We start from the raw sequence: 24,970 nt of genomic DNA, 5'->3' as shown, positions 1-24,970 counted from the left end.
ATCCTTGCCAGAAGGCCCCTGCGGGCGCATCTTCGCGGCCAGAAAAACAACGCAGGCGAGCAGTCTCCTGTCACACATGGCACACTTCCCCAAGGCCCTCGCGGCCCTGCTCCTGCTGGCCCTCGCCGCCTGCGGGTCGGGCAAACTTTCCGAATTGAATCAGGGCACTAAAGCCCCCTCCTCCCGCTCCTTCGAAGACCCCGACGGCCTCATCGTCGGGCATCGCCTGATGTCCGCCGGCGAGTACGAGCTGGCGCTCTCGGCCTATTACCGCGCCGCCGCCGAGCAAGGGTTGACGGTTGATGTGCTGAGCGCGCTGGGCAGTGCAAATCTCAAGCTCGGCCGCCTCGGCCAGGCCGAGGACCTGCTCCGCCGGGCGATCGAGAAGGACGAGAAATTTCCTCCTGCCTGGAACAACTTAGGCGTCATCCTGATGGAAAAACGGGAGTACGGAGAGGCCGAACGCGTGTTCAAGATCGCCTTCGCGCTGGACAGTGGCAATTCCGCCCAGATCAAGAAAAATCTGAACCTCGCCATGGATCGCATGCAACTCCCCGGCTATGGTTCTGAAGAAGAACAAGAAACCAATTTCGACTTGGTGCGCAGGGGCAGCGGGCAATACCTTCTTCTCAGCACGCCATGAGGCAGCAAGAGCAGTAAAAGGACGCAGAAAATGCGCCAGACATCCCTTATTTCCCTTGCCCTTACGGGTGCCTTGGTCCTCTCGGCCTGCCAGAAATCCGGCGACGGCGAGGTGTCCCGCGCGATGGCCTCGGTCAACGCCGTCGATGAGAACGGCCTGTCGGACATCATGCTCACCGTCGCCGACCCCAACGAGGCCGTCAGCTACTTCAAACGCGCCAGCAGCGACAATCCGAAGCGGATCGACCTGCAACGCGGCCTGGCACTCAGCCTCGTCCGCGCCAAGAAGAACACCGAGGCCGTCGCTGCCTGGCGCAAAGTCGTCAAGCATGAGGACAGCACGCTCGACGACAAGGTCGACTTTGCCGACGCGCTCCTGCGCAATGGCGACTGGAAGGAGGCCGAGGCGACCCTCGACTCCATTCCGCCGACCCACGAGACCTACAAACGCTACCGGCTCGAGGCCATGGTGGCCGACAGCAACAAGGAGTGGAAGAAAGCCGACAGTTTCTATGAAACGGCCGTCGCGCTCACCACCAAGCCTTCCGGCGTTCTGAACAACTGGGGCTTCTCCAAGCTCTCCCGCGGAGACTACAAGGGCGCCGAAAAGCTCTTCGTCGAGGCCATCCAGTACGATCCGGAGCTGTTCACCGCCAAGAACAACCTCGTGCTCGCCCGTGGAGCCCAGCGCAACTATCAGCTGCCATTGGTTCAGATGTCGCAAATCGAGCGCGCGCAGTTGCTGCACACCGCGGCGCTCACCGCCGTCAAGCAGGGTGACGTGGAAACCGGCAAGGGCCTTCTGCAAGAGGCGATCGACGCGCATCCGCAGCATTTCGAAGAGGCGGTCCGGTCGCTCAGGGCGCTGGAAAACAACGTGACCAACTGATCCGGGGGCCGCAAGAATGCTCGCCCCCGCCACGGCCAGCCTGTGGTTCTTCATCCTTACGGCACCGATCTGCCTCTACGTGGCATGGTCGGATATGGCGCGGATGAAAATCCCCAACAAGGCGGTCCTCGCAACGGTCGGCATTTTCGCTGTCGCCGGGCTCATCCTGTTGCCCTTCACCGACTATGCGTGGCGCTGGGTGCATCTGCTGGCGGTTCTGGCCGTGGGTTTCGTGATGAACATGGTCGGCATGCTTGGCGCGGGGGATGCAAAGTTTGCAGCCGCCATGGCGCCGTTCATTGCCCTCGGAGACCTGTTCACCGTGATGATGCTTTTCGCCGCAATCATGCTCGCGGCCTTTTTCACCCATCGGCTTGCGCGGTCCATTCCGCCGGTCCGCAACCTGGTACCGCACTGGGAGAGCTGGACCCGCAAGGATTTTCCGATGGGTCTCGCCCTCGGAGGGACGCTGGCCGCATACCTTGCAATGAGTGCAAAATACGGGGTCTAGCCCTTTTTCAGCAAGATGTAGAACGGCGTCCTATCCACCTCCTCCAGGGTGTCACCCTGCTCGGCGATACGGTCGAGCGTCAGCTTGCGCACCATCGGGTTGACCGGACAGAGCGGCACGAGCACGAGGTCGGCGGAGGCATAGCCGGGCAGCCCGGCATAGTACCACGGGGCTCCCTTCTCCAAACGAGCGAAATCTCCGAACAGCCAGATCGACGACAACAGATCGGTCACGAAGATGCGCTTGCCGCTGTGACCGCTGTCTTCGAGGCTCTGGGCCATCGTGTCGAAGACGGCCACGAGACCAAGTTGCAGGTCGCATTGCTCGAGAGTCTCGCCGTTCAGCTCCGTAGGGGTCTCTCGCGCTGTCAGCTTTTCCCAGGACGCGGGCACCGTCGCGGGCAACTCGATCGGCACGCGCTTGTCGGCGCGCAAGGCGCGCACAGCCCCCGCTCGAAGATCGTCATGCAGGGCCGCGCGGGGCAGAAGCGGCAAGTACTGGGCCGAGTCCTGGCCCAGGTGCCGGAGCGGGCTGTAGGCGAGGTTGAAGGCCGATGGCATGATCATGGCAAAGGCGGCAGCGCCTGCAAGGCCGACAGACATCTGCATGTCCCATCCCAGGCCATTCTTCACACCCGCTTCCGGGCGGGCGGCGAAGAGCAGCACTCCCAGTAACAACAGCCATTGCGGGTCGTTGCCGTAATTCTGGAAGGTGACATAAAAGAAACCCGGCGCCAGCAGCAACAACATGAGCCCCTCGGTGGCCTTTCCGGCCTGCCGCAGCAGGATCACCCCGATCAGCAGCACGAGCGAGCCACCGATATAGGCAGGTGCGGCCACAACGGCCGTGAAGGGCTCGCCGGGGTTGGACCGCACATCCGAGCGGGAAACACTCAGCAAGTCCCCGATATAGGCCAGCCAGAAGTCCACACCCGCGAAGACTGTCACGATTGCGGCGATCGCCAGCCCGGTCACAAACGCCACGGCGAAGGCACGCAGTTGCCGGTGGGCGAGCAAGCCGATTGAGACGGGGATCAGGAATGCGGCTAAGTATGTGACCTTGCAAAGCGCCATGAAGGCCAATGCCACGCCTATGACCACGCCGTCGGCGAGTTGGTTGCGAGTGCCGTCGACTGGCGGAAGCGCCGCGATGAGGATTGCGACGAAGGCAAAAGCCCATGCCCAACGGTTGTAGTGCATCGAGATCGAGACAGAACGCTCGGCCTCACCGTGAACGAGCGCCGTGGCCAGAATGATGATAAGAGCGCCAAAGAGGTAAGGCCAGTATCCGGTAAGGCGCGAGAGGCCCGCCCGCCACGCCAGGGGTATCAGGCATAGCCCCACCAGAAGCTGCCCATAGTGGATGGCGTGACCCACCCCTGCCCCCAGTTTCACGAAGAGCGAGATGGGAGCGAAGGCCATGACTCCGATCGGTGTCATGAAATCGAGATGCGGCCACTCGCCGTCCGCCATGCGAAAGACGATCTCGAGAAGGTGCAGCATGTCGCCCTCATGCTTGCCCACCAGCAACTGCCCCCGCCAAAGGGCGATCCCGGCTTCAACGGCCAGAACCGCAAGCAGAAACGCGAACAACCTTCCAGAGTTTGTCTTTTTCATCACTGCTCTTGTCCATTTTTTGGCCACATTAACCGGGCACAGTCCAGCTCACCACGGGTATTGTCCAAGCGTAGGGCGGTTATCGGGCGAAACCCGGGGAAAAATCTTGACGCGCGCCCGAAACGAGCAGGTGACCCGGATGAACATGGAAGTGGCCAACGTGATTGCGCCCCCCGCCCCGAAACGGCTGGAGGACATGCAACTGCCCCTGGTGATGATGCGCGATATCGTTCTGAAAACGATCTTCCGCAAGAACGTAGAGACCGTGGCGGAGATTGCGCCCGCGATCTGTCTGCCGATCCCGGTCACGCAAGAGCTGGTGGATCTCGCCCGCAGCCAGAAGCTGATCGAGGCCACCGGCTCGATGACAGCAGGCGGATCGGGTGAGATGGGCTACCAACTGACCGATGCCGGCAAGGCCCGGGCGCTCGATGCGCTGGCACAATCGGAGTATTACGGCGCCATGCCGGTACCGCTCGAAGTCTACCAGGAGCAGGTCAAGCGTCAGTCGATCCGCAACATCCAGATCAGCCGCCAGCAGCTTACCGGCGCGATGGGTCACCTGATCCTGCCCGACAGCCTGCTCGACCACCTCGGCCCGGCGGTCTCCGCCGGTCGCTCGATCCTGATGTATGGCCCTCCGGGTAACGGCAAATCGTCGATCTCCAACGGTATCCGCGATGCCATGGGCGACAAGATCTATGTGCCGCGCGCCATCGAATACGCGGGGCAGGTGATTACCGTCTACGACCCGATCGTGCACAGCGCCGTGGAAGAAGAGGCCGACGACCCAAACAGCCTGCGCCGCACCTCGGGCCGGTTCGACACCCGCTATGTCCGTTGCGAGCGCCCGACCGTCATCACCGGCGGTGAGCTTTCGCTCTCCATGCTTGACCTCGTCTACAACCCGACCGCCCGCACCTACCAGGCGCCGCTTCAACTGAAGTCATCGGGCGGGATCTTCATCGTCGACGACCTTGGCCGCCAGGCCGAGCCCCCGCAGGCGCTGGTCAACCGATGGATCGTTCCGCTCGAAGAGAGCAAGGACATCCTCGCGCTGCAATCGGGCGAAAAGTTCGAGGTACCCTTCGACACACTGGTGATCTTTTCGACCAACTTCCACCCCAACGAGATCTTCGACAAGGCGGCCCTTCGCCGGATCTTCTTCAAGATCAAGATCGACGGTCCCTGCCAGGAAGATTACCTGAAGATCTTCGCCATGGTGGCCAAGAAGCGCGGCATGCCGCTGAGTCAGGATGCGCTCATCCACCTTCTGAAGGTGAAGTACCCGGAAATCGACAATATTTACGCGAACTATCAGCCGATCTTCCTGATCGACCAGATGATCGCCATCTGCGAGTTCGAGGGCATCCCCTACCAGATGACGCCGGAACTGATCGACCGGGCCTGGGCGAACATGTTCGTGAAAGAGGAAACCATCGTTCACTGATCTCCGGAACGATGATTGGAGAGCGCGGGCTCAGGCCCGCGCTTCGCCGTTCTCCAAGGGCAGTTCACGCAGCCTGAGAGAAACGAGGCAGGCCAACAGGGCCACGGCAGCGCCGATCCAGAAGATGGGGTGCAAAGCCATGGCGAATCCGTGCTGAACTTGGGCTTGCGCCTCCGGGCTGAGCTTGGCCAGCGTCGATGCGCTCATCGATTGGATACCTGTTCCATCCGGCAGGGCGCCTTCAAGATTGTGCATCAACCCGGTTCCGAATAGCGCTCCGAACGCCGCGGTGCCCACCGATCCGCCGATTAGCCGGAACATGTTGGCCGAAGCGGTGCCGACCCCGAGCATATGGCGCGGCACGGCATTCTGGATCGCGGCCACACCAATCGAGAAGACCGGCCCGAGGCCAAGGCCCACGCAGATCATCGACACGGTAACCTTCCACAGAGGGGAGCCTTCCGAGAGGGTAGACAGCGAGAGCATCGCCAGGGCCAGCAACGCCGTGGAAAGGGTTGGCATGATCTTGTACCGCCCTGTGCGGGCCATGATCAGCCCGGCGCCCGTGGACGAAGCGATGAGACCTGCCATCATCGGTGTCAGAAAGAGGCCGGAAACCGCGGGCGAGACCCCTTGGACGACCTGCAGATAGAGCGGGATGAAGGTGATCGTCCCGAACATGGCCACACCCACCATGAAGCCCACCGAGTTCACCACGAGGAAGGTGTTGTTGCGGAAGAGCCCAAGAGGGAGGATAGGCTCTTCCGCACGCCGCTCGGCAAGGACGAACCCGGCAACAGCAGCGAGTCCCAGGGCCAGAAGGCCGAGGAATTGCGGGCTGCCCCAGGGGAGGACCGTCCCGCCAAGGTTGGAGCCGAGAACTGCCACCGAAAGGATGGTGGCAAGCAGGCCGGCTCCGAGAAAATCCAGCTTCGCCCGGTGTTTGCGCACTGGTGTTTCCAGGGCGATGCCAAGCACCACGAAAGCGAGGAGGCCGACAGGGAAGTTGACGAAGAATATCCAGTGCCAGGACAGCGCTTCTACGAGGAATCCGCCGATCAGCGGCCCGATCACCGTTGAAACGCCGAACACGGCACCCAGAAGCCCTTGGGCCTTGCCCCGTTCGCGCGGCGGCAGAACATCGGCCACTACGGCCATCGACACCACGATGAGACCGCCGCCACCAAGCCCCTGCACAGTACGCCCGGCAATCAGCATGCCCATGGACTGGGCAAATCCGCAGATCGCGGCACCGAGCACGAAGATCAGAATTCCGCCCTGGATGACGATCTTTCGGCCGAACAGATCACCCAGCTTTCCGCTGACAGGAGCGCCGATGGTGGAGGCCAGGAGAAACGCCGTGATGACCCATGTGATATGGTTCACACCTCCCAGGTCGGCAACCATCGTCGGCATCGCCGTGGTGACGATCGTCTGCCCCAGGGAGGCAAAGAGCAAAGTTGCCCCAACGGCAAGCAGGACAAGCCCGATGCGCGACCTTTCGTCGATTGTAACAAGATTGTTGTCGTCTGGCGTCGGCACGGGTAAATCCCCTCAAGCGCAAACATTCGCACCTGCGAATTTCACTCGACGAATATATGTGCCTGCGGCATATATATGTCAACGACATACGGAGGTCCATTTGGGCGAGAGAGACCAGGAACTTCTGCGAAAGCTCGAAACCTATGGCATCGAGCAATCCTTGTCTCAAAGTGCGCTGGAACTGGACGCCGTTCTTCAACGATGGCGTCGTCGTGCTGTTGTCCGGCGCGAGCTGGGCGTACGGGCGGTTCAGGAGCTCGGCCTCTCTCTCGAGCTGGCCGAACTTGACGCATTGATCGCCGTATGGCGGCCCGCCAATGAGTTCGGAGACGAAGAGGAGGGGGAAACGACGGTTGGCACGGTTGCGAACCGGCTTGGCATCGACCCGTCCCGCGCGTCGCGGCTTACATCCGAACTCATTCGCAAAGGTCTGGTTGAGCGCGGCGTGAGCCAGGAGGACGCGCGGCGCGCGATCCTCAAGGTCTCCGAGAATGGCGATCGCATCGTAACCGCCGTGCGGACCTTCAAGTTCCTGACCCTCGGACATTTCCTGCAGACCTGGACCGAGGAGGAAGTCGCAACCTTCCTGCCCTTGTTGGAACGCTTCAGCAAATGGTCGACAGCTCCGGATGATCCAACGGACCGGACCGTCGCCGAAATCACCGCCCTGCGTGAGAGCCTGGCCGACCTGTCTACCGAAAAACCCGACGGCTGACCGCCGATGTCGAGGGCAGCGCTTCCGCCGCGCTTTGCCGAGTGGTTTGCCGCGCATGGCTGGCAGCCACACCCGCACCAGCTGGAGATGCTGGAGCGCGCCGGCGAGCGTGCAACGCTCCTGATCGCACCCACCGGCGGCGGCAAGACCCTCGCGGGCTTTCTTCCTTCGCTCGCTGAACTGGCCGAAGGGAGCCACAGCGGGTTGCACACCCTCTACATCTCGCCCCTCAAGGCGCTTGCCGCAGATATCCGACGCAACCTGCGTCGTCCGGTCGAGGAGATCGGGCTGCCGATCCGCATCGAGGACCGCACCGGCGATACGCCTTCCTCGGCACGCAGGCGCCAGCGCGCCGACCCGCCACACATCCTGCTCACCACACCGGAGTCCCTCGCCCTGCTCACCTCCTATGAAGACGCTCCGCGCATCTTCGCCGGGTTGAGCCGCGTCGTGATTGATGAAATCCATGCCCTCGCCGAGAGCAAGCGCGGTGACCAGCTGATGCTGGCCCTGTCGCGGTTGGAGGCTTTGGCCCCGGGGCTCAGGCGCGTTGGCCTTTCGGCAACCGTCGAGGACGCGCCTGCGCTGGCCCGCCAGTTCGCCTGCCACCCCGAGCCTTGCGCCCTGGTCATGGCGGACCCAGGCCCCTTGCCCGATATCGCCATGTTGCAGACTGCGGCGCCCCCGCCGTGGGCTGGTGGAGGTGCGGTGCATGCCATCCCGGAAGTACTCGAAGAGGTTCGAAAGCACCGGACCACACTCATCTTCCACAACACCCGTGCTCAGGCGGAGATCTTCTTTCACAACCTCTGGCTCGCAAACGACGAGGGCCTGCCCATCGCCATCCATCACGGCTCGCTCGCCCGCGAGCAACGGCAGAAGGTGGAGGCCGCGATGGTGGCCGGGTCGTTGCGGGCGATCGTCTGCACCGGGACACTGGACCTCGGGATCGACTGGGGCGATGTCGACCTGATCATCCAGATCGGCGGCCCCAAGAACATCAAGCGCCTCGTCCAGCGCATCGGTCGGGCCAACCACCGCTACAACGCGCCGTCGAAAGCGCGCCTCGTCCCGGCCAACCGTTTCGAAGTGCTCGAGTGCCGCGCTGCTCTGGAAGCCGTGGCCGAACATGATCTGGACGGCGAGCCGCGCGGCCCCGGCCCTCGTGACGTGCTCTGCCAGCACATCCTTATCCGCGCCTGTGCCGGGCCCTTCGATGATGCGGAGCTGTTCCGCGAGGTGAAGACCGTCGGAGCCTATGCCGCGCTCAGCCGTGCGGCCTTCGACGACTGTCTCGATTTTTGCGCGACTGGCGGTTACGCGCTCAAGGCCTATGACCGCTGGCAGAAGCTGATGCAACGCGACGGGCTGTGGAGCCTGCGCGACCCCCGCGCGGCCCAGCGCATCCGCATGAACATCGGAACCATACAGGACACCGAATTGCTGAAGGTGCGCATGCGCGGCAGGGGTGGGCAGCCCCTGGGCGAGGTCGAAGAATCCTTTGCCGCCTCCCTGACCGAGGGCGACACTTTCCTGATCGGGGGCGAAATCGTGCGCTACGAGGGGCTCAAGGAGATGACCGTCCAGGTCACGCGATCGGAGCACAAGACCCCGAAGATCGCCGTCTTCGGGGGCACCAAGTTCTCTGCATCCACGCGACTTGCCGAGCGTATTCTCCAGTTGATCCACGGCGACTGGAGCGGGCTGCCAAAGAACGTGCGCGAGTGGCTTGTGTTGCAGCGCGAGGTATCGCACCTGCCGCGGGGAGACCGATTGCTGGTCGAAAGTTTTCCGCATGACGGCCGGGCGCATACCTGCCTGTATGGATTTGCCGGGCGCAACGCCCAGCAAACCCTCGGCCTGCTCGTGACACGGCGGATGGAGGAAACCGGGCTCGACCCGCTGGGGTTTGTCGCCACGGACTACGCCACCCTGATCTGGGGACTCGAGCCGATTGATGCCCCCTCGCCTCTGCTCGCCCCCGATGTCCTGCGCGACGTGCTCGACGGGTGGCTGGCCCGGAATGCCGTGATGAAACGCACCTTCCGCGCGTCGGCCACCATTGCAGGGCTGATCGAGCGCAACTTGCCGCAGAACCGCAAGTCCGGGCGGCAGGCAACCTTCAGCTCAGACATCCTGTACGACACCCTCCTCAAGTACGACCCCGATCACCTGTTGATGCGGATCACCCGCGAGGAGGCCATGAAGGGACTGGTGGACTTCGGACGTGTCGAAGAGATGCTCGCTCGTGTCGAGGGTCGCGTGGATCACGTGGTGCTCGACCGTGTCAGCCCGATGGCGGCACCGCTTCTGCTTGAAGTGGGCAAGGTGCCGGTGGCCGGCAAGGGGCGCGAGCGACTGGCAGAAGAAGAGGCTGCGGCGCTTATGGCCAGGGTCGGACTCACGAGCTAGGCCTTGCAGGCGTCCGACCTTCCGCCATAAGAACGGAGCATGAACGTACACCGCTTTGATCTTGCAGGTTCCGCGCTGGAGGCACGGGCGTCGGGCGCGCTCTGGTGGCCGGATCTGCGCCTGATCTGTGTGTCGGATCTCCACCTTGGAAAATCCGAACGCATGGCGCGCCGGGGTGGCGCCCTGTTGCCGCCTTACGAAACGGAGGAGACGTTGTCGCGGTTCGAGGCCGAGGTTTCGGCTCTCGATCCCCGCACGGTGATCTGCCTTGGCGATAGCTTCGATGATCTCGGCGCTGCTCGGGCCGTTGCCGATGAGGTTGGCTTGCGCATCCGCACCATGCAGGCGGGGCGTCGCTGGGTCTGGATCGAGGGAAACCACGATCCGGGGCCGGTCGAGTTGGGGGGCGAACACCTGGCCGAAATTGCGCTGGCGGGCCTGGTATTTCGCCACATCGCCGCGGGCGATTGCCCGGCGGGAGAGGTCTCCGGGCATTACCACCCAAAGCACAGGCTGCCGCGCTCAGGCACCTCGCGGCCCGCGTTCGTCTATGACGACAGACGCCTCATCCTGCCGGCATTCGGGGCCTACACCGGCGGTCTGCGGTGCGACACGCCAGTGTTGCGCAACCTGTTCTCGGCGCGAGCCATTGCCGTGCTGACGGGCCCTTCTGCCTTGGCCGTGCCTCTGATGTGATTTTCTCCCCGATCGCGTTAGCTTTGCCTGAGGGACTGTGACCAAGGAGGACGGAATGGACCCGACAACCGAGGGCCGCCTGATTGCTCAGCGGCAAGTCATCGCGATGCTCGCAGCGGGGCGCTCGACGGACGAGATCCTGCAATGGCTCGAAGACGCCATGCGCGATGGCCAGGAAGATCCGGGCGCCGTCAGCGATACGGCCTTCGCGATAGAGGGGGCCCTGGCCGAAGAGCGCCTGGCCATTGCGCGAGAAATCCGTCTGCGGTCAGGCCGTTAGGCCCTCGGGCTCCGGGAGGCCGTTGGCGCGGCAGCAGGCGGTCACCGTGTTGGCGAGAAGGCAGGCGATGGTCATGGGGCCAACTCCGCCCGGAACCGGCGTGATGGCGCCTGCGCGCTCCGAGGCAGAGGCGTAATCCACATCGCCCACCAGCCGGGTCTTGCCTGCGTCGCCGGGCACGCGATTGATGCCCACGTCGATCACCGTCGCTCCCTCCTTGATCCAGTCTCCCGGGATCATTTCAGGCCGACCCACCGCCGCCACGACAATGTCGGCCCGTCGGACCACCTCGGCCAGGTCCTTGGTGCGCGAGTGGGCGATGGTCACGGTGCAACTGTCGCCAAGCAGCAACTGGGCCATCGGCTTGCCCACGATGTTGGAGCGCCCGACCACGACGGCGTCCATGCCGGAGAGCGAACCGTGATGGTCGCGCAGCATCATCAAGCATCCGAGCGGCGTGCAGGGCACCATCGACTTCTGCCCCGTGCCGAGCAGTCCGACGTTCGAAATGTGAAAGCCATCCACGTCCTTGGCCGGGTCGATCGCGTTGATGACGAGGTCGGAGTTCAGATGAGCCGGCAAGGGCAACTGCACGAGAATTCCGTGAACTTCGGGATCGGCATTGAGCTGTTCGATCAGGGCGAGCAGGGCCTCCTCCGAAGTGTCCGCAGCCAGCTTGTGTTCGAAACTCGCCATACCGACCTCGACGGTCTGCTTGCCCTTGTTGCGGACGTAGACGGCAGACGCCGGGTCTTCTCCGACAAGCACCACCGCCAGCCCCGGGGTGATGCCGCGCTCCTGCTTGATGTGCGCGACATGCCCGGCGACCTTCTCGCGGACAGTCGCGGCAAAGGCCTTTCCGTCGATGATCTTTGCGCTCATGGGGCTCTCCGTCAGTTCATGCTTTCGTGGGTGTGCCGCAGCAGCTCTGCCAACGTCAAGTCAGGCACCTAAAGGTCCTCTCCCCCGATGCCAAGGTGCTCCTGTTCGCGGGCGACGTAGAACGCGATCATCTCGCGCCACAGGATGCGGGCCAATTCCGGCGCGAAGCCTTTCCGCTCCGCCAGTTCGGTCACATGAGCCAGAACGGCCTCCGAGCGCGAGGGGGCCGCCGCGGATATGCCCGCAGCGCGCTTCAGCGCCGGCACGCAATCGACATGCGCCTGTCGTTCGGCCAGTAGCGCGACGAGTTCGGCGTCGATCTCGTCGATCTGCGCCCGCATCTCCGCAATCGTGCCGATCTCGCCCGGGTTCCTGCGCATCAGAACAACCCTTCGATCTCGCCCGCGTCATTGATCCCGATGGTCTCCGCGGCAGGGTGGCGCGGCAGGCCGGGCATGGTCATGATCTCGCCGCAGATCGCCACCACGAAGCCTGCGCCCGCCGACAGCCGCACTTCGCGGATCGGCACGGAATGGCCGGAGGGCGCGCCCCGGAGTGCCGGGTCGGTGGAGAAGCTGTATTGCGTCTTGGCCATGCAGACCGGCAGGTTGCCGAAACCCGCCGCCTCCCATGCATGCAGCTGGTCCCGCACCTTCTTGTCGGCCAGCACTTCATCGGCCCGGTAGATGCGTGTGGCGATGGTTTCGATCTTCTGGAAGAGCGGCATGTCGTCTTCATAGAGCGGCGCGAATTGGGCAGACTTGCCGTCGGCCACCTCCGCCACGCGCCTTGCCAGCGCTTCGATCCCCCTGGAACCATCGGCCCAATGCCTGCAGACAATGGCCTCGGAGCCGTGCTGGGCGACATAGGCCTGCACGGCGGCGATCTCGGCTTCGGTATCAGACGTAAAGTGGTTGATGGCCACAACGACCGGCACGCCGAAGCTCTTGAGGTTCTCGATGTGGCGCCCGAGGTTGGCGCAGCCCTTCTTCACGGCGGCCACGTTCTCGGGCCCAAGGTCGGCCTTGGCCACGCCACCGTTCATCTTCATGGCCCGAACCGTGGCCACCAGCACAACGCAATCGGGCGCAAGCCCGGCCTTGCGGCACTTGATGTTCATGAACTTCTCTGCACCAAGGTCGGCCCCGAAGCCGGCCTCGGTCACCACGTAGTCAGCGAGCTTCAGTGCTGTCGTAGTGGCAATGACCGAGTTGCAGCCGTGCGCGATATTGGCAAAGGGGCCACCATGCACGAAGGCCGGGTTGTGCTCCAGCGTCTGCACGAGGTTGGGCTGCATGGCGTCCTTCAGCAGAACCGTCATTGCCCCGCTCGCGCCGATGTCGGCGCAGGTGATCGGCTCCCGCTCACGGGTGTAGGCCACGATGATGCGCCCGAGCCGCGCCTCGAGGTCTGCAAGATCGGTCGCAAGGCAAAGGATCGCCATGACCTCAGAGGCCACCGTGATGTCGAACCCGGTCTGACGCGAGAACCCGTTGGCCACGCCACCGAGGCCCACGACGGTGTCGCGCAGCGCACGGTCGTTCATGTCCATCACGCGGCGCCAGGTGATGCGGCGTTCGTCGATGCCCAGCGCATTGCCCCAATAGATGTGGTTGTCGATCATCGCCGAAAGCAGATTGTGCGCCGAAGTGATCGCGTGAAAATCGCCGGTGAAATGAAGGTTCATTTCCTCCATTGGAATGACCTGTGCATAGCCGCCGCCCGCAGCACCACCCTTCATGCCAAAGCAAGGGCCCAGAGAGGCCTCGCGGATGCAGATCGCCGCCTTCTTGCCGATGGCATTCAGCCCGTCTCCCAGCCCCACGGTGGTGGTGGTCTTGCCCTCGCCCGCAGGCGTGGGGTTGATCGCCGTCACGAGGATGAGCTTGCCGTTCGGGCGGTCTTTCAGGCCCGAGATGAAGGCCTGCGACACCTTCGCCTTGTCATGGCCGTAGGGCACAAGGTCGGCCTCCGGTATGCCAAGTTTGGCTCCGATCTCCTGGATCGGACGCTTCTCAGCTTCGCGGGCGATTTCGATGTCGGACTTCACGCTCATGGGGCCTCCCTCCTCCGATTGCGGTGTATCAGGAGTGGTAACGATGCAGCCACCCCGGGCGGGTGCGGTTTGCGACACTCTGCACAACGGAAGCGCCGGAAGCCGGAAACCGATGCCGCAGATCCTAAACCATCCGGTCCTTGCCGGGCGAGCCCTCAGGCCCCCGCCCAGGCAGGCTGATCGGGGACGAACACGGTGAGCGGGTCGCCCAAGGCAATCCGCCCCTCCCGCTCGATCCAGGCCACAACACCGCGCTTGCCCAAGGCGGCGGCCTTGAAACCCTTGCCACGCCCGGGGTGAACCGCTTCGATCTCCTTGCCTGGAAAATTGCAGGGGCCGTTCTCGACGTCCACCGTGATGGTGGCACCCGAAGGGGCCTGAAGCCTGGTACCGGGTGGCACATGCGAGAAGTTCGGCAAGCCAGACACGACCACCGACGCCCCGATCAACTCAGGCTCCAAGGTTTCGAGGCCCAGAGTGGCCGCTACCTCGGCGAGTTCTTCCGCCGACACGATCGAAAGTTGCCGCGTGTTGCGAATGGTTGTTCCGCGCTGGGGGTAGAGCGCCAGCACCCTCGAGCAGGACGGCCGCGTCGCCCCGCCATGATCCTCCCCCGGAAAGCCGTCGAGCGTGGCCTGCACCGCTTCGAGCGGTTCCGAGCGCAGGCTGGCTTCGCGGCTCTTGACCCAGCCGAGCCAGGTCACGGTGGCGGTGGTGTCGAGCTTCTTCAATCCGGCCATGAGGCGCTCCTTCAACTGTTGCGCCGGACCGTAAGCAAGAGCCGCCGGAAGAGGAAGAGCACCGGTGCAACCGGCTCCGCAGGGGAGGCATCGGACAACGCGAGATTTCCTCCCTGAACTACCTTCAGAACGCGGCGCCGCCGCATGCGCCCCGGAACGAGCGCAAAAAAACGCCGCGCGGGGCGCGGCGTCTCTTTTCTCTGCTCGTGGCTTCCCTCAGGCGGAAGGCTCCGGCTCCATCCCGCCGCCGCCTTTTCGCGGCTTGGTCTTGGGGATGGCCGTGAGCGAGGGTTTGTCGGACTGGCCGCCACCGGGCGCGGCGCCAGTGTCGTCATCGTCGCCCCGCTTGATCGGCTCGCCGGCGATCACGCGAGTGATCTCGCTGCCGGTCAGGGTCTCGTACTCAAGCAGTCCCTGCGCCAGTCGCTCGAGGTCATCGGCCTTTTCGGTCAGGATCCGCTTGGCGGTCTGGTAGCCCTCTTCCACAAGGCTGCGGACCTTGTCGTCGATGAGCTTCTGGGTGATGCCGGAATGGCTGGTCTGGCCCTGGTAGCCGCCGAGATAGCTCTGCTGCTCGTTGGCGTAATCCACGTAGCCCAGCTCAGGGTCAAAACCGAATCGAGTCACCATGGCGCGGGCGATCCGGGTCACCTGCTGGATGTCGGAAGCCGCGCCGGAGGTCACATTTTCCGGCCCGAAGATCAGCTCTTCGGCCACGCGTCCGCCCATCGCCATGGCGATCTGGCTCTTGTACTTGGTGAAACTCACCGAGAGCTGGTCACGCTCGGGCAGCGACAACACCAGGCCCAGCGCCCGACCGCGCGGGATAATCGTTGCCTTGTGGATCGGATCGTGCTGCGGCACGTTCAGGCCAACGATCGCGTGCCCGGCCTCATGGTAGGCGGTCAGCTTCTTCTCGTCCTCGGACATCACCATGGACCGGCGCTCCGCCCCCATCATCACCTTGTCCTTGGCGTTCTCGAAATCTTCCATCACCACGAAGCGCCGGCCGACGCGGGCGGCCATCAGGGCGCTCTCGTTGACCAGATTGGCAAGGTCGGCACCCGAAAAGCCCGGGGTGCCGCGCGCGATGATGCGCAGGTCCACGTCCGGACCAAGCGGCACCTTGCGGGCATGGACGCCGAGGATTTTCTCCCGGCCCTTGATATCGGGGTTGGGCACCTGCACCTGCCGGTCAAAGCGACCGGGCCGCAGCAGCGCCGGGTCAAGAACGTCGGGCCGGTTGGTGGCAGCCACGATGATGATGCCCTCGTTGGCCTCGAAACCGTCCATCTCGACCAGAAGCTGGTTCAGCGTCTGCTCGCGCTCGTCGTTGCCGCCGCCGTATCCCACGCCACGCGACCGGCCCACGGCGTCGATCTCGTCGATAAAGACGATGCAGGGCGCGTTCTTCTTGGCCTGTTCGAACATGTCGCGCACACGGGAGGCACCGACACCCACGAACATCTCCACGAAGTCCGAGCCCGAGATGGTGAAAAAGGGCACGCCCGCCTCACCAGCAATGGCACGCGCCAGCAGGGTCTTGCCGGTGCCCGGAGGGCCGACCAGAAGCGCGCCCTTGGGGATCTTGCCGCCGAGCCGTGAGAACTTCTGCGGGTTGCGCAGGAACTCGACGATCTCTTCCAACTCTTCCTTGGCCTCGTCGATGCCTGCAACATCATCGAACGTGACGCGCCCGTGCTTTTCGGTCAGCAGCTTGGCCTTCGACTTGCCGAAGCCCATCGCGCCGCCACGTCCACCGCCCTGCATCCGGTTCATGAGGAAGATCCAGATGCCGATCAGGATGATGAACGGCAGGAGCGTGCCGATATAGGCCAGCAAACCGTTCTGTTGCTGGGCCTTGGCGGTCACTTCCACGTCGTTCGCGATCAGCACTTCGGTCGGATCCACGCCGGGCGGGATGATCGTGGTGTAGGTCGTGTCGTCCTTGGTGCGAATCCGCATCTCCTCGCCGTCGATGGTGGCTTCGCTCACCGAGCCTTTCTCGACCGCTTCGATGAAGTCGGAGTAGCTCAGGTTGCGCGACGACATGGTCGCGTTGTCGCCGGAGAAGAGGTTGAAGAGCGCAAGGATCAGAACGAACAGTACGACCCAGAACGCGATGTTGCGTGCATTGCCCATCAGGCAGACACCTCCCGGAAAGCTAAAATACCGCGCTGGCGCGGTTCATCGCTCAACATAGGGTTTTTTGGCGGGGGTTCAATCCGCCCAAAGGCTGGAAACAAGGTGTTCCACCCCGTGACAAAGGCGCGCGGTGTAACCTTCCGGCCGTCCCGCCAGAGGTGCGGCCAGCAGCCTCTCACCTTTCCAGAGCGCCGGAGAGGCGAGCAGGGTTGCGCGGGGCAGCCCGCTGGCCTTCCAATCCTCGCACTCGGCCAAACCAAGTTCGCCAAGCGCACCGATGTGGCTTTCGGCAGGAGGCGGCGGACCCTCGATCTTCCAGCGTTTGTCCCAGAGTGCGGCGGGTGGTGTCGCCGTCTCGGCAACCGCGGCATACTCCCTTGCGATACGCCAGACCGCACCTTCGCAGGTGATCCGGCAGCCGTGGAGGGTGGCAGCCTTGCCCGGCTCCAACCCGTCGACCAGCGCTTCCAGTGGTTCGAAGCGCGGCCGATAGGCCGAGGACGAGATCCAGCGGAGGGCGTGAGCATAGGCGCGCAGCTGCACCTCGCGCGGCGCATCGAGCAGCCCCGGGTTCGGCATCAGAAGGTCGCCCTGCTCCAGCCTTGCGCGCCTGAGAGCGTTGGCGGCGTTTTCGTTCAAGGCGTCGCGCGCCATCGCCATCTGGGCGGCGGTTCGCACCAGCCGCTCGGTCGTCAGCCCGAGCTGCCCAAGGCTCTCGGCCATGCGCCGCGCCTTTACCCGATCAAACCGTTCATCCTCGTTCGACGGATCGTCTGCCCAGGCGACGCCCTGCGCCTCTAGGCAGGCGCGCAGTTCGTCCCGGCTGGTGTCCAGCAGGGGCCGGAGCCAGCGGATGCCCTGAGCCACGCGCGCCGGCGCCATGGCGGCAAGCCCATCCACACCGGACCCGCGCGCCAGACGCAAAAGGAATGTTTCCGCCTGATCGTCCCGCGTGTGGCCCAGAGCGACTTGAGCAAGATCATTCCTGTCTGCCCAGTCGGCGAGCAGCGCAACACGGGCGGAGCGGGCCGCTGCCTGAAGATTGCCCTCCCCTGCCCATCCCTCCCAGGGGAGGATCTCGTGAGGAACTCCCATCGACCGGCAGAGCTTTCCGGCCTCTTCCGCCTCGGCGGCGGACCCCTCTCGAAGCCGGTGATCCACCGTGGCGGCGAAAAGGTTCACCTGAGGAATAAGCTGACGGGTCAGAAACAGGAGTGCGGTGCTGTCGCCCCCGCCCGAAAGGGCAATGCCAATCCGTTCAGGCGGTGAGCCCTTGAACAGGCGCGCGTAGGCAGCAGAGACCCTTTCAGCGAGGCTCAAATGCACCCGATCGAACGACGGGCGGCACCGGCGTCGAAGGCCACGTCACTCTCGGGAAAGCGCAACTGCACTTCACCAAGGGTCGTGCAGGCCTCGGCATTCTGTCCCAGATCGGCCAGAGACGTGCCGAGCTTGTAGAGCGCGTCGGCCGCCATCGACCCCTGCGGATCGGAGGAGTAGCTCTCGAGAAACGCACGCGCGGCCTCGGGCACCTTGTTCAGTTCGTAGAGCGCCTCGCCGCGCCAGAAATGGGCGGCGCTGGTCAGCGGGCCACCCGGGTAGGATTGGGCAAAGGCCGCAAAGAGGTCAGCGGCGCTTTGAAAGCTACCGGAGTCGAGGGCCGCCTTCGCCCGGTCGAAATCGGCCTGTTCGGCCACGGCCATCGCAGGGCCGGTAGAGGGAGCGGACGTGGAGCCACCGTTTCCGGTGTCAGGGGTGATCACCGCCGTCTGGCCACCGCCGCCAGATGCGGGCGCGGTGCCGCCGAGCGGAAGCGTGTCGCCGATGTCGCCGAAATCGCAGCCCGGCTCGATCTCGCAAACCCGGAACTCGAGATCGCCGATCCGGTTGGTGCCATCGGTCACCACCCTGTCGATCCGGTTTTGCATCTCCTCGGTGCGCGAGGTGAGGGCCTGAAGCTGCGCCTCGATCGCGTTGACACGATCAAGCACGGAGCCCGCCACCTGGCCGCCCGCAGCACCCTGGGTGGTCGAAAGCTCACGCTTGAGCTCCTGCATCGACACGTAGACCGTGGCCAGCTCCTGCCGAATGTCGGCAAGCGTCTGGGCATCCTGCGCCGCCGCCGGTGCAGCTGCCACGATCAGCGAAGCGAAGAGCGCCCTGCGGATCATCGGATCAGAACCCTGCGCCCGCCGAAAGCACCGTCACGGCGCGGCGGTTCTTGGAGTAGCAGGACTCGGTCGAACAAACCTCGATCGGGCGTTCCTTGCCGTAGCTGACAGTTTTCAGCCGGGAACCGGCAACACCCTGAGAAATCAGGTATTCCTGCACAGCATTGGCGCGGCGCGCACCCAGCGCAAGGTTGTACTCGCGGGTGCCCTGCTCGTCGGCGTGGCCTTCGACGATAGCCTGGTAGGAGGAGTTGGTATTGAGCCACTGGGCCTGGGCCGCAAGGGTCGACTGCGCCTCGGGCGACAGGGTCGACTGGTCGACGGCGAAGAGCACACGGTCGCCGACTCGCTGCGAAAAGTAGGCCGGCGAGTTCGGGTTCGAGGCCGGATCGTTGGGGTTGTAGACATCGGCACCGACCGAGCCGTCACCACCGGCTCCGCTGCCGAAACGACCGGGATCGGTACAGGCCGTCACGGCCAGTGCAAGGGCAATCAGCCCGGACTTCACGAGGAACTTGTTCATCTCGACTGCCTCTCTCTCATGATGCGCCCTGTGGCGGGCGCTTTCTTGCCGGTGTCTATACCATCCCGCGATGGCGTTGGGAAACACCTGTATGACTTGCCCCACGCACGAAAGCGTGGCGCCATTTCCTACGGCAGCAACGGCGACCACGCCGGGTCGGAGGCGGCTCCCGGGGTCGGCACCTTCCTGAGGTTCCGGCCGGAGATATCCACCGAGTAGAGCGCGCTTTCGCCCCCTGCCCCGCTTCCGGACCGGGTGAACATGATCACACGGCCATTGGGGCTCCAGGTCGGGCCTTCGTCGAGGAAGCTCGCGGTCAGAAGCCGCTCTTCGGAGCCATCCGTGCGCATCACGCCGATGTGAAACCTGCCCTGGTGCTGCTTGGTGAAGGCGATGAGGTCGCCGCGCGGCGACCATACAGGCGTGCCGTAGCGGCCCTCGCCAAAGCTGATCCGGGTCGGCTCACCGCCGCCAGCCGACATCTTGTAGAGTTGCTGGGTGCCGGAACGGTCGGATTCGAACACGATCTGCGCGCCGTCCGGCGAGTAGCTCGGCGCTGTTTCGATCGACGGTGCATTGGTCAGAGCTTGTGCGGTCCCGCCTGGGACCAGGCGGTAAATATCGGTGTTGCCGCCCCGTTCGAGCGAGTAAACCACGGTCTGACCGTCCGGTGCGAAGCGCGGCGCAAACGTCATGGTGCCGGGTTGATCCTCGAGGATGCGGCGCTGCACGGTGCCCACGTCCATCATGTAGATCTTGGGAAAGCCGGTCTCGTAGCTGGTGTAGATCACCCGGTCACCCGTGGGCGAAAAGCGCGGCGCAAGCACGATCGAGGCGCTGTCGGTCAGATACTGCACGTTGGCCCCGTCGTAATCCATCACCGCAAGGCGCTTCTGCCGTGCGTTCTTGGGCCCTTCTTCGTGAACAAAGACAACCCGGCTGTCGAAATAGCCGCCCTCACCGGTGATGCGCGAGTAGACCTGGTCGGCCACCTTGTGCGCGATGCGGCGCCAGCTGGTGGTGGTGCCACCCAGCTGCAGCCCGTCGCCCAGCGGGGCCTCGGAGAACACGTCGAACAGGCGGAACTTCACGTTCACCCGCCCGCCTTCGGCCACGGAGACCGCGCCGGTGATCAGCGCCTGCGCGTTGATCGCCTTCCAGTCTGCATATTGCACCGGCGCATCGAAGTTGCTGACCCCCGAGATGAAGGCGTCCGCCGGGATCTGCCGGAACAGGCCGGTGCCCTGGAGGTCGGCTGCGACCACCTGGCTCAGCTGCGCCGCATATTCCTGCGCCGCCGCGTTTTCGGCAATGAAGACCGGAATGGCAAAGGGCAGCGGCTCGATCACGCCTTCGGTGATCTCGATCCGCAACGGGCCATCCTGCGCGATGGCAGGGGCAACTCCGAGGGCCAGGGCAATCCCGGCCATTAGGTGCATCAGTTTTTTCATACCGCTGTCATTCCTCGCATTTCACCGCTCATGAAGCCTCTTGGCCTCTTGTTATTCAATATCGGCAGGTTCCTGCCGCTCCGTATGGCGCTCTGCGGCCGCGGCCGCGCCTCGCATTGCTTCACCTCGACCATGCCACGGCCTCATGACACTTCCATCCGTCTCGGATTGAAGGTCAGTTCGACGTCTCTCCAGGCTTCAACCTGCTCCAACGGCAAGTCTAACCCGAGAGTGCCGCGGCGCGGGAGCCCGTGCCGGGCTGAGTGAGAGGCCGCTTCGGCAGCATCCTTCTTGTCGCCGTTCCATCCGGTCAGGCGCAGGCTGCCCGGCACGACCACCCCATCGGGCGCCAAGAAGAAGGCCACGGGCACCGCAGCAAGAGCCGCAGCGGGCGAAAGGCCCCCGAGATTGCAGCCTTGGCCGACCGGAAACGTCTGGGCCCGGATCGGGACGGACACGTCGGCCACGGCCGGTGCCGCACAGGCAAAGGTTGTGATCGCGGCGCCGATCACTTGATCCTCATCCGTTCGGGATTGAAGACCATCTCGATCTCGGCCCATTCACCATACTTCTCTGCCGGCAGGGGAAACCCGCGGGCACCGCAGCGAATGATCGCGCGGCGGGCGGCCTCGAAGGCCTGGCGCACAGCATCCCCCGAGCCGCCCTCGCTGTCGATCATCCGGATCGAGCCGTTATCGGGCGTGCCGTTCTCGTTCATCGCCACCAGAACGGTGACGGTGACGCGCAGCGCATCGGTCGAGAGGCTGCCCACGTTCCAGCACTGCTGTACGGCTACGCGCAGCGCGTCCTTCTCGCCGGCGGTCATGGGCGGGCCGCTGCGGCTGGGCGTGGTCGTGGTGGGTTCCGACGCGGCCTGTCCCTGGCTGACGGCGTCGGCCACAGCGTCTGCGATGGCATCGGAGGTATCCGCCGAGGTCTCCGCACGGGCCGGCTCCGCTTGAGGCTCGCGGCGGGCCGGGCGGCTCTTGGGCCGAGGCGAGCCGGTAGGGGCGAGCGCTACGACTTCGCCGCCCGCAGGCTCCTCGGCCTCGGTGACGATTTCTGTATTGGCCGCCTCGGGCGCGGTGTCTTCCTGCGCTTCTTGTACCGGCTCTTCCTCGGCCGGTGTGGGCTCGGCGGCCTCCGTCACCTCGGTATCCACCGCCGCGTCGGGCTCGGGTGGCTGGGCCGGGGTGGGGGCCACACGCTGAGCCGGCCGCTCCTTGGGACGTTTCGAGGTGTCGAGCACAAGGCTCGCGCCCGGCGACTCATCCGGCGTGGCCGAAGGCGCCTCGGGCGCTGGCGGCGCGGTTTCGGTCACTTCTGCCTCCGGCAGGGGCTCGAGCGCGGAGGTGTCGGGCGCCTCGTCGGGCGCGACCTCGGCAGCGCGTGGCGGCGGAGCCTCCGAAGGCCGTGCCTCCACCTCCGGCGCAGGCGGCTCGGGCGTTTCAGGCTCGGCAGGCTCGGGCGTGTCGGGGGTCTCGGGTGCCTCGGGGACTTCGGGGCCCGGATTTGCCGGATCGGTCGCATCGGCCACGAGGGCCGCGTAGTCCTCGCCCGAGATCATGCTGACATTGGTCACGGTTTCGGGCGGCGATTCCCAATGGAGAACACCGCCGATCAAGGCCCAGCCGATCAGGCCGAGATGGCCCGCGCCGGAAATGATCGTGCTTTTGTCGAGCTTCTCGGGCACGGCGCCCCCCTACCCGTCCGACCCGTCGAGCGTGGGTCCGCCGGTATCGGTCACCAGGCCGATGTTGCCAAAGCCGCCGGCGTTGAGCGCACCCATCACCCGCATGACCCGCTCGTAGGGAATCGCCCCGTCGGCGCGGAGAAAGACCTTGTCATCGGCGCGTTCGGCGGCGATGGCGCGCAGACGCGTGACCAGTGCCCCCTCTTCAACCGGTGTGGTCTGGATCAGGGTCTCGCCTTCGACAGTCAGGGTGATGGTCAGCGGCTCCTCCTGCTCGGTAGGCAGCGCCTGCGCTGCCGTCTCGGGCAGCTGGATCGGCACGCCGACGGTGAGCAGGGGCGCGGCCACCATGAAGATGATCAGCAGTACCAGCATCACGTCGACAAAGGGCGTGACGTTGATCTCGCTCATCGCCGCCGCGCGGCCCCGGCCACGGGAGCGGCGCTTGCGGTTGCCCCCGCCGGTGTTGATGACGCCCGCGCCCATCGCTCAGCTGTCCAGCTGGCGCGACAGGATGGTCGCGAACTCGTCGGCGAAGCTCTCGTAGTTTCCGGCAATGCGGTCACTGTCGCTGGAGAGCTTGTTGTAGAAGATCACCGCCGGGATGGCCGCCAACAGCCCGAGGCCGGTAGCCACCAGCGCCTCGGCGATACCGGGGGCGACCACGGCGAGGTCGGTGGACTTGGAAATGGCGATCTCCTCGAAGGAGTTCTTGATCCCCCAGACGGTGCCGAAAAGGCCCACGAAGGGCGCGGTTGAACCCACGGTCGCCAGGAACGGCAAACCCTGGTTGAGCTTGTCTGTTTCCTTGGCGATCGCCACGTCCATCGAGCGGTCGATCCGCGCCTGGGCTCCGGCAATAAGCGCCCCGTCGTCACGGTGCGAACGCCGCCACTCGATCATGCCTGCGGCAAAGATCTTCTGGCTCGCGCCCTTAGGCTCGGTACCGATCTGGTCGAAGAGCTCGTCCAGAGGTTCGCCCGACCAGAACGCCCGGTCAAAGCTTCCTGCCTCCGACCGGCGCATCCGGTACATCATGATCTTCTCGATGATGATCTTCCACGACCAGAAGGACGCGATGATCAGCAGGATCATCACGATCTTAACGGTCAGGGTGGCGCGCATGAAAAGCGCAAGCAGGGAGAAGTCGATCTCCTGCGCCAAAGCAGCTGTTTCGGAACCCATATGCCTCGTTCCCGCCTCTTGTTCTTTCGCTCCGGTCCGGAGCCGCCCGATAGGAGCCGCTCTGTTGGCGGCCTTGTGGCGCGAACAATACAGGGTTTGAAGGGAGAAAGCCAACACCATCGCGTGATGCGATGCCGAGGGCGGGCAGCCGCCCAGGCCACCGGTTCGGGGCGCGTTCGGCACCATGGGTCAGCGAGCGAAAGCCGCCCTGTCCTCTCACCCAGGTCCACGGCACGGGCATCTGCGGACCGCACCGGCAAGAGCGGAACGGCTGAATCGAACGCGAGTGCGTATGCCGGTAAATGATGCCCCTTGGTTACCCTCCGAAACGGGAGCGACCTGATCCGGGCTGCACCGCAATGGCTGGCCTGGGCAAGGCGCGCCCCGACTGCCCAGCCGCCACGATCTGCCAAAAATGCCGGATAGCCGCTTTTCGGGGGTGACTCCCCAATATATTGTGCGCGCCAAACAAGATGGGGCAGAGGCCGCCGCAAGCTGCGGCCAGAAGGGCAAGGGCCATGGCGCATATCATCGTCGTCGGCAACGAGAAGGGCGGGTCGGGCAAATCCACGACCTCCATGCATATTTCTACAGCACTGGCGCGGATGGGCTGGAAAGTGGGGGCGCTTGACCTCGACCTGCGGCAGCGCAGCTTTGCCCGCTATCTCGACAACCGCCGCGTCTTTTCCGAGGGTCAGGGGCTCACGCTGGCCGGGCCGGTCTTTCGCGAGTTGCCTCAGGTCGACCAGGCCAGCCTGGAGGCGGGTGAAAACATCTATGACCGCAGGTTGTCGGCAGCCCTCGCCGGGCTCGAAGGCGATATGGATTTCATCCTGATCGACTGCCCCGGCTCGCACACGCGCCTCAGTCAGGTTGCGCATTCTCTGGCGGATACCCTTGTAACGCCGCTCAACGACAGCTTCGTGGACTTCGACCTGCTGGCAAGGATCGACCCCTCGACCGGCAAGATCCTCGGACCATCGGTCTATTCCGAGATGGTCTGGTCAGCCCGCCAGGTCAGGGCCCAGGCCGGGCTGCCACCGATCGACTGGCTGGTGGTGCGCAACCGCCTCGGCCCGCAGGCCATGCACAACAAGAAGAAGATGGGCGACGCACTCGACAAGCTCTCCAAGCGTATCGGATTCCGTGCGTCAGCCGGCTTTTCGGAGCGGGTGATCTTTCGGGAGCTGTTCCCGCGCGGCCTGACTCTGCTGGATCTGGGCGATGTGGGGGTGGAGCGCCTCAACATTTCCAATGTCGCCGCCCGGCAGGAGTTGCGCGACCTGATCACCAATCTCAGGCTGCCCGGCGTCACAGCCGATTTCTGATCCGCGCCGGGGATCTCGCCTGCAAAGGAGGCCCGCACCACGC

General features: G+C 64.5%; 24 protein-coding genes. 9 read left to right on the top strand and 15 right to left on the bottom strand.

Translation table 11 applies throughout. The features are described 5' to 3' along the window. Window positions 1-76: 76 nt before the first annotated feature. The 3 genes from BUR94_RS02545 to BUR94_RS02535 are packed head-to-tail and all read left to right on the top strand — an operon-like array spanning window position 77 to window position 2,042. Window positions 77-643, top strand: coding sequence for a tetratricopeptide repeat protein (locus BUR94_RS02545; RefSeq protein WP_074254695.1), 567 nt, complete (start codon window positions 77-79; stop codon window positions 641-643). Window positions 644-673: 30 nt separating this feature from the next. After that, complete coding sequence (locus tag BUR94_RS02540; RefSeq protein ID WP_074254694.1) at window positions 674-1,531, top strand: tetratricopeptide repeat protein; 858 nt, start codon at window positions 674-676, stop codon at window positions 1,529-1,531. Between the two features lie 16 nt (window positions 1,532-1,547). Next, window positions 1,548-2,042: a prepilin peptidase gene (locus BUR94_RS02535; RefSeq protein ID WP_074254693.1), complete on the top strand. Its 495-nt coding sequence runs from the start codon at window positions 1,548-1,550 to the stop codon at window positions 2,040-2,042. Here the strand turns inward: BUR94_RS02535 and BUR94_RS02530 are convergent. After that, window positions 2,039-3,658: a DUF2029 domain-containing protein gene (locus BUR94_RS02530; RefSeq protein ID WP_139301207.1), complete on the bottom strand. Its 1,620-nt coding sequence runs from the start codon at window positions 3,656-3,658 to the stop codon at window positions 2,039-2,041. The genes BUR94_RS02535 and BUR94_RS02530 overlap by 4 nt on opposite strands. A 139-nt stretch (window positions 3,659-3,797) precedes the next feature. On the opposite strand from BUR94_RS02530, the gene BUR94_RS02525 reads away from it, so the two are divergent. Beyond that, on the top strand, window positions 3,798-5,108 hold the full coding sequence (locus BUR94_RS02525; protein ID WP_074257542.1) for an ATPase: 1,311 nt from the start codon (window positions 3,798-3,800) through the stop codon (window positions 5,106-5,108). 30 nt (window positions 5,109-5,138) lie between these two features. On the opposite strand, the gene BUR94_RS02520 is transcribed toward BUR94_RS02525, so the two are convergent. Continuing rightward, the gene (locus BUR94_RS02520; RefSeq protein WP_074254691.1) at window positions 5,139-6,650 is read right to left on the bottom strand and encodes an MDR family MFS transporter; all 1,512 of its coding nucleotides are present in this window, start codon (window positions 6,648-6,650) and stop codon (window positions 5,139-5,141) included. A 100-nt stretch (window positions 6,651-6,750) separates the two neighbouring features. Between BUR94_RS02520 and BUR94_RS02515 the strand changes: the two genes are divergently transcribed. From BUR94_RS02515 to BUR94_RS02500, 4 genes are read left to right on the top strand one after another with little or no spacing between them, the layout of a single operon-like run. Beyond that, window positions 6,751-7,365 (top strand): MarR family winged helix-turn-helix transcriptional regulator, encoded by a 615-nt coding sequence (locus tag BUR94_RS02515; protein WP_074254690.1) that lies wholly within the window; start codon window positions 6,751-6,753, stop codon window positions 7,363-7,365. A gap of 6 nt (window positions 7,366-7,371) precedes the next feature. Continuing rightward, the gene (locus BUR94_RS02510) at window positions 7,372-9,777 is read left to right on the top strand and encodes a ligase-associated DNA damage response DEXH box helicase (RefSeq protein ID WP_074254689.1); all 2,406 of its coding nucleotides are present in this window, start codon (window positions 7,372-7,374) and stop codon (window positions 9,775-9,777) included. A gap of 39 nt (window positions 9,778-9,816) precedes the next feature. Beyond that, a complete protein-coding gene (gene pdeM, locus BUR94_RS02505; protein WP_074254688.1) occupies window positions 9,817-10,473 on the top strand; it encodes a ligase-associated DNA damage response endonuclease PdeM in 657 nt (218 codons plus the stop codon). Between the two features lie 55 nt (window positions 10,474-10,528). Next, on the top strand, window positions 10,529-10,753 hold the full coding sequence (locus BUR94_RS02500; protein ID WP_074254687.1) for a hypothetical protein: 225 nt from the start codon (window positions 10,529-10,531) through the stop codon (window positions 10,751-10,753). Here BUR94_RS02500 and folD read toward each other — a convergent pair. The 13 genes from folD to tolQ all read right to left on the bottom strand — a co-directional run bounded on the left by folD (window position 10,742) and on the right by tolQ (window position 23,599). After that, a complete protein-coding gene (folD, locus tag BUR94_RS02495; RefSeq protein WP_074254686.1) occupies window positions 10,742-11,635 on the bottom strand; it encodes a bifunctional methylenetetrahydrofolate dehydrogenase/methenyltetrahydrofolate cyclohydrolase FolD in 894 nt (297 codons plus the stop codon). The genes BUR94_RS02500 and folD overlap by 12 nt on opposite strands. A 68-nt stretch (window positions 11,636-11,703) precedes the next feature. Continuing rightward, entirely contained in the window at window positions 11,704-12,015 is a 312-nt protein-coding gene (locus tag BUR94_RS02490; RefSeq protein WP_074254685.1) for a chorismate mutase, read from the bottom strand. Next, window positions 12,015-13,691, bottom strand: a complete 1,677-nt coding sequence (locus BUR94_RS02485; RefSeq protein ID WP_074254684.1) for a formate--tetrahydrofolate ligase — start codon at window positions 13,689-13,691, stop codon at window positions 12,015-12,017. The genes BUR94_RS02490 and BUR94_RS02485 overlap by 1 nt, the downstream gene beginning before the upstream one ends. 155 nt (window positions 13,692-13,846) lie before the next feature. Continuing rightward, window positions 13,847-14,431: an MOSC domain-containing protein gene (locus BUR94_RS02480; RefSeq protein WP_074254683.1), complete on the bottom strand. Its 585-nt coding sequence runs from the start codon at window positions 14,429-14,431 to the stop codon at window positions 13,847-13,849. A gap of 216 nt (window positions 14,432-14,647) precedes the next feature. Next, window positions 14,648-16,573, bottom strand: coding sequence for an ATP-dependent zinc metalloprotease FtsH (ftsH, locus tag BUR94_RS02475; RefSeq protein WP_074254682.1), 1,926 nt, complete (start codon window positions 16,571-16,573; stop codon window positions 14,648-14,650). Between the two features lie 78 nt (window positions 16,574-16,651). After that, window positions 16,652-17,902, bottom strand: a complete 1,251-nt coding sequence (gene tilS / locus BUR94_RS02470; RefSeq protein WP_245794341.1) for a tRNA lysidine(34) synthetase TilS — start codon at window positions 17,900-17,902, stop codon at window positions 16,652-16,654. Continuing rightward, the gene (gene ybgF / locus BUR94_RS02465) at window positions 17,893-18,747 is read right to left on the bottom strand and encodes a tol-pal system protein YbgF (protein WP_175570414.1); all 855 of its coding nucleotides are present in this window, start codon (window positions 18,745-18,747) and stop codon (window positions 17,893-17,895) included. The genes tilS and ybgF overlap by 10 nt, the downstream gene beginning before the upstream one ends. Window positions 18,748-18,751: 4 nt before the next feature. Beyond that, complete coding sequence (pal, locus tag BUR94_RS02460; protein ID WP_074254681.1) at window positions 18,752-19,270, bottom strand: peptidoglycan-associated lipoprotein Pal; 519 nt, start codon at window positions 19,268-19,270, stop codon at window positions 18,752-18,754. A 128-nt stretch (window positions 19,271-19,398) separates the two neighbouring features. Continuing rightward, window positions 19,399-20,721, bottom strand: coding sequence for a Tol-Pal system beta propeller repeat protein TolB (gene tolB, locus BUR94_RS02455; RefSeq protein WP_074254680.1), 1,323 nt, complete (start codon window positions 20,719-20,721; stop codon window positions 19,399-19,401). Window positions 20,722-20,864: 143 nt separating this feature from the next. Then, on the bottom strand, window positions 20,865-21,233 hold the full coding sequence (locus tag BUR94_RS02450) for a hypothetical protein (protein ID WP_074254679.1): 369 nt from the start codon (window positions 21,231-21,233) through the stop codon (window positions 20,865-20,867). Beyond that, window positions 21,230-22,414 carry a hypothetical protein gene (locus tag BUR94_RS02445; RefSeq protein ID WP_074254678.1) on the bottom strand — a complete coding sequence of 395 codons (1,185 nt, stop codon included), beginning with the start codon at window positions 22,412-22,414 and terminating at the stop codon, window positions 21,230-21,232. Before BUR94_RS02445 ends, BUR94_RS02450 begins: the two co-directional genes overlap by 4 nt. Window positions 22,415-22,423: 9 nt before the next feature. Next, window positions 22,424-22,900, bottom strand: a complete 477-nt coding sequence (locus tag BUR94_RS02440; RefSeq protein ID WP_074254677.1) for an ExbD/TolR family protein — start codon at window positions 22,898-22,900, stop codon at window positions 22,424-22,426. Window positions 22,901-22,903: 3 nt separating this feature from the next. Beyond that, entirely contained in the window at window positions 22,904-23,599 is a 696-nt protein-coding gene (gene tolQ / locus BUR94_RS02435; protein WP_074254676.1) for a protein TolQ, read from the bottom strand. Window positions 23,600-24,117: 518 nt separating this feature from the next. Here tolQ and BUR94_RS02430 point away from each other — a divergent pair. Then, window positions 24,118-24,927 carry a division plane positioning ATPase MipZ gene (locus BUR94_RS02430; RefSeq protein ID WP_074254675.1) on the top strand — a complete coding sequence of 270 codons (810 nt, stop codon included), beginning with the start codon at window positions 24,118-24,120 and terminating at the stop codon, window positions 24,925-24,927. Window positions 24,928-24,970 lie beyond the last annotated feature (43 nt).

It is taken from the genome of Vannielia litorea (genome assembly GCF_900142295.1).
Lineage (GTDB): Bacteria > Pseudomonadota > Alphaproteobacteria > Rhodobacterales > Rhodobacteraceae > Vannielia > Vannielia litorea.
The sequence above is the reverse complement of the archived record's forward strand: the minus strand, read 5'-3'. Positions and strand labels throughout refer to the sequence as shown.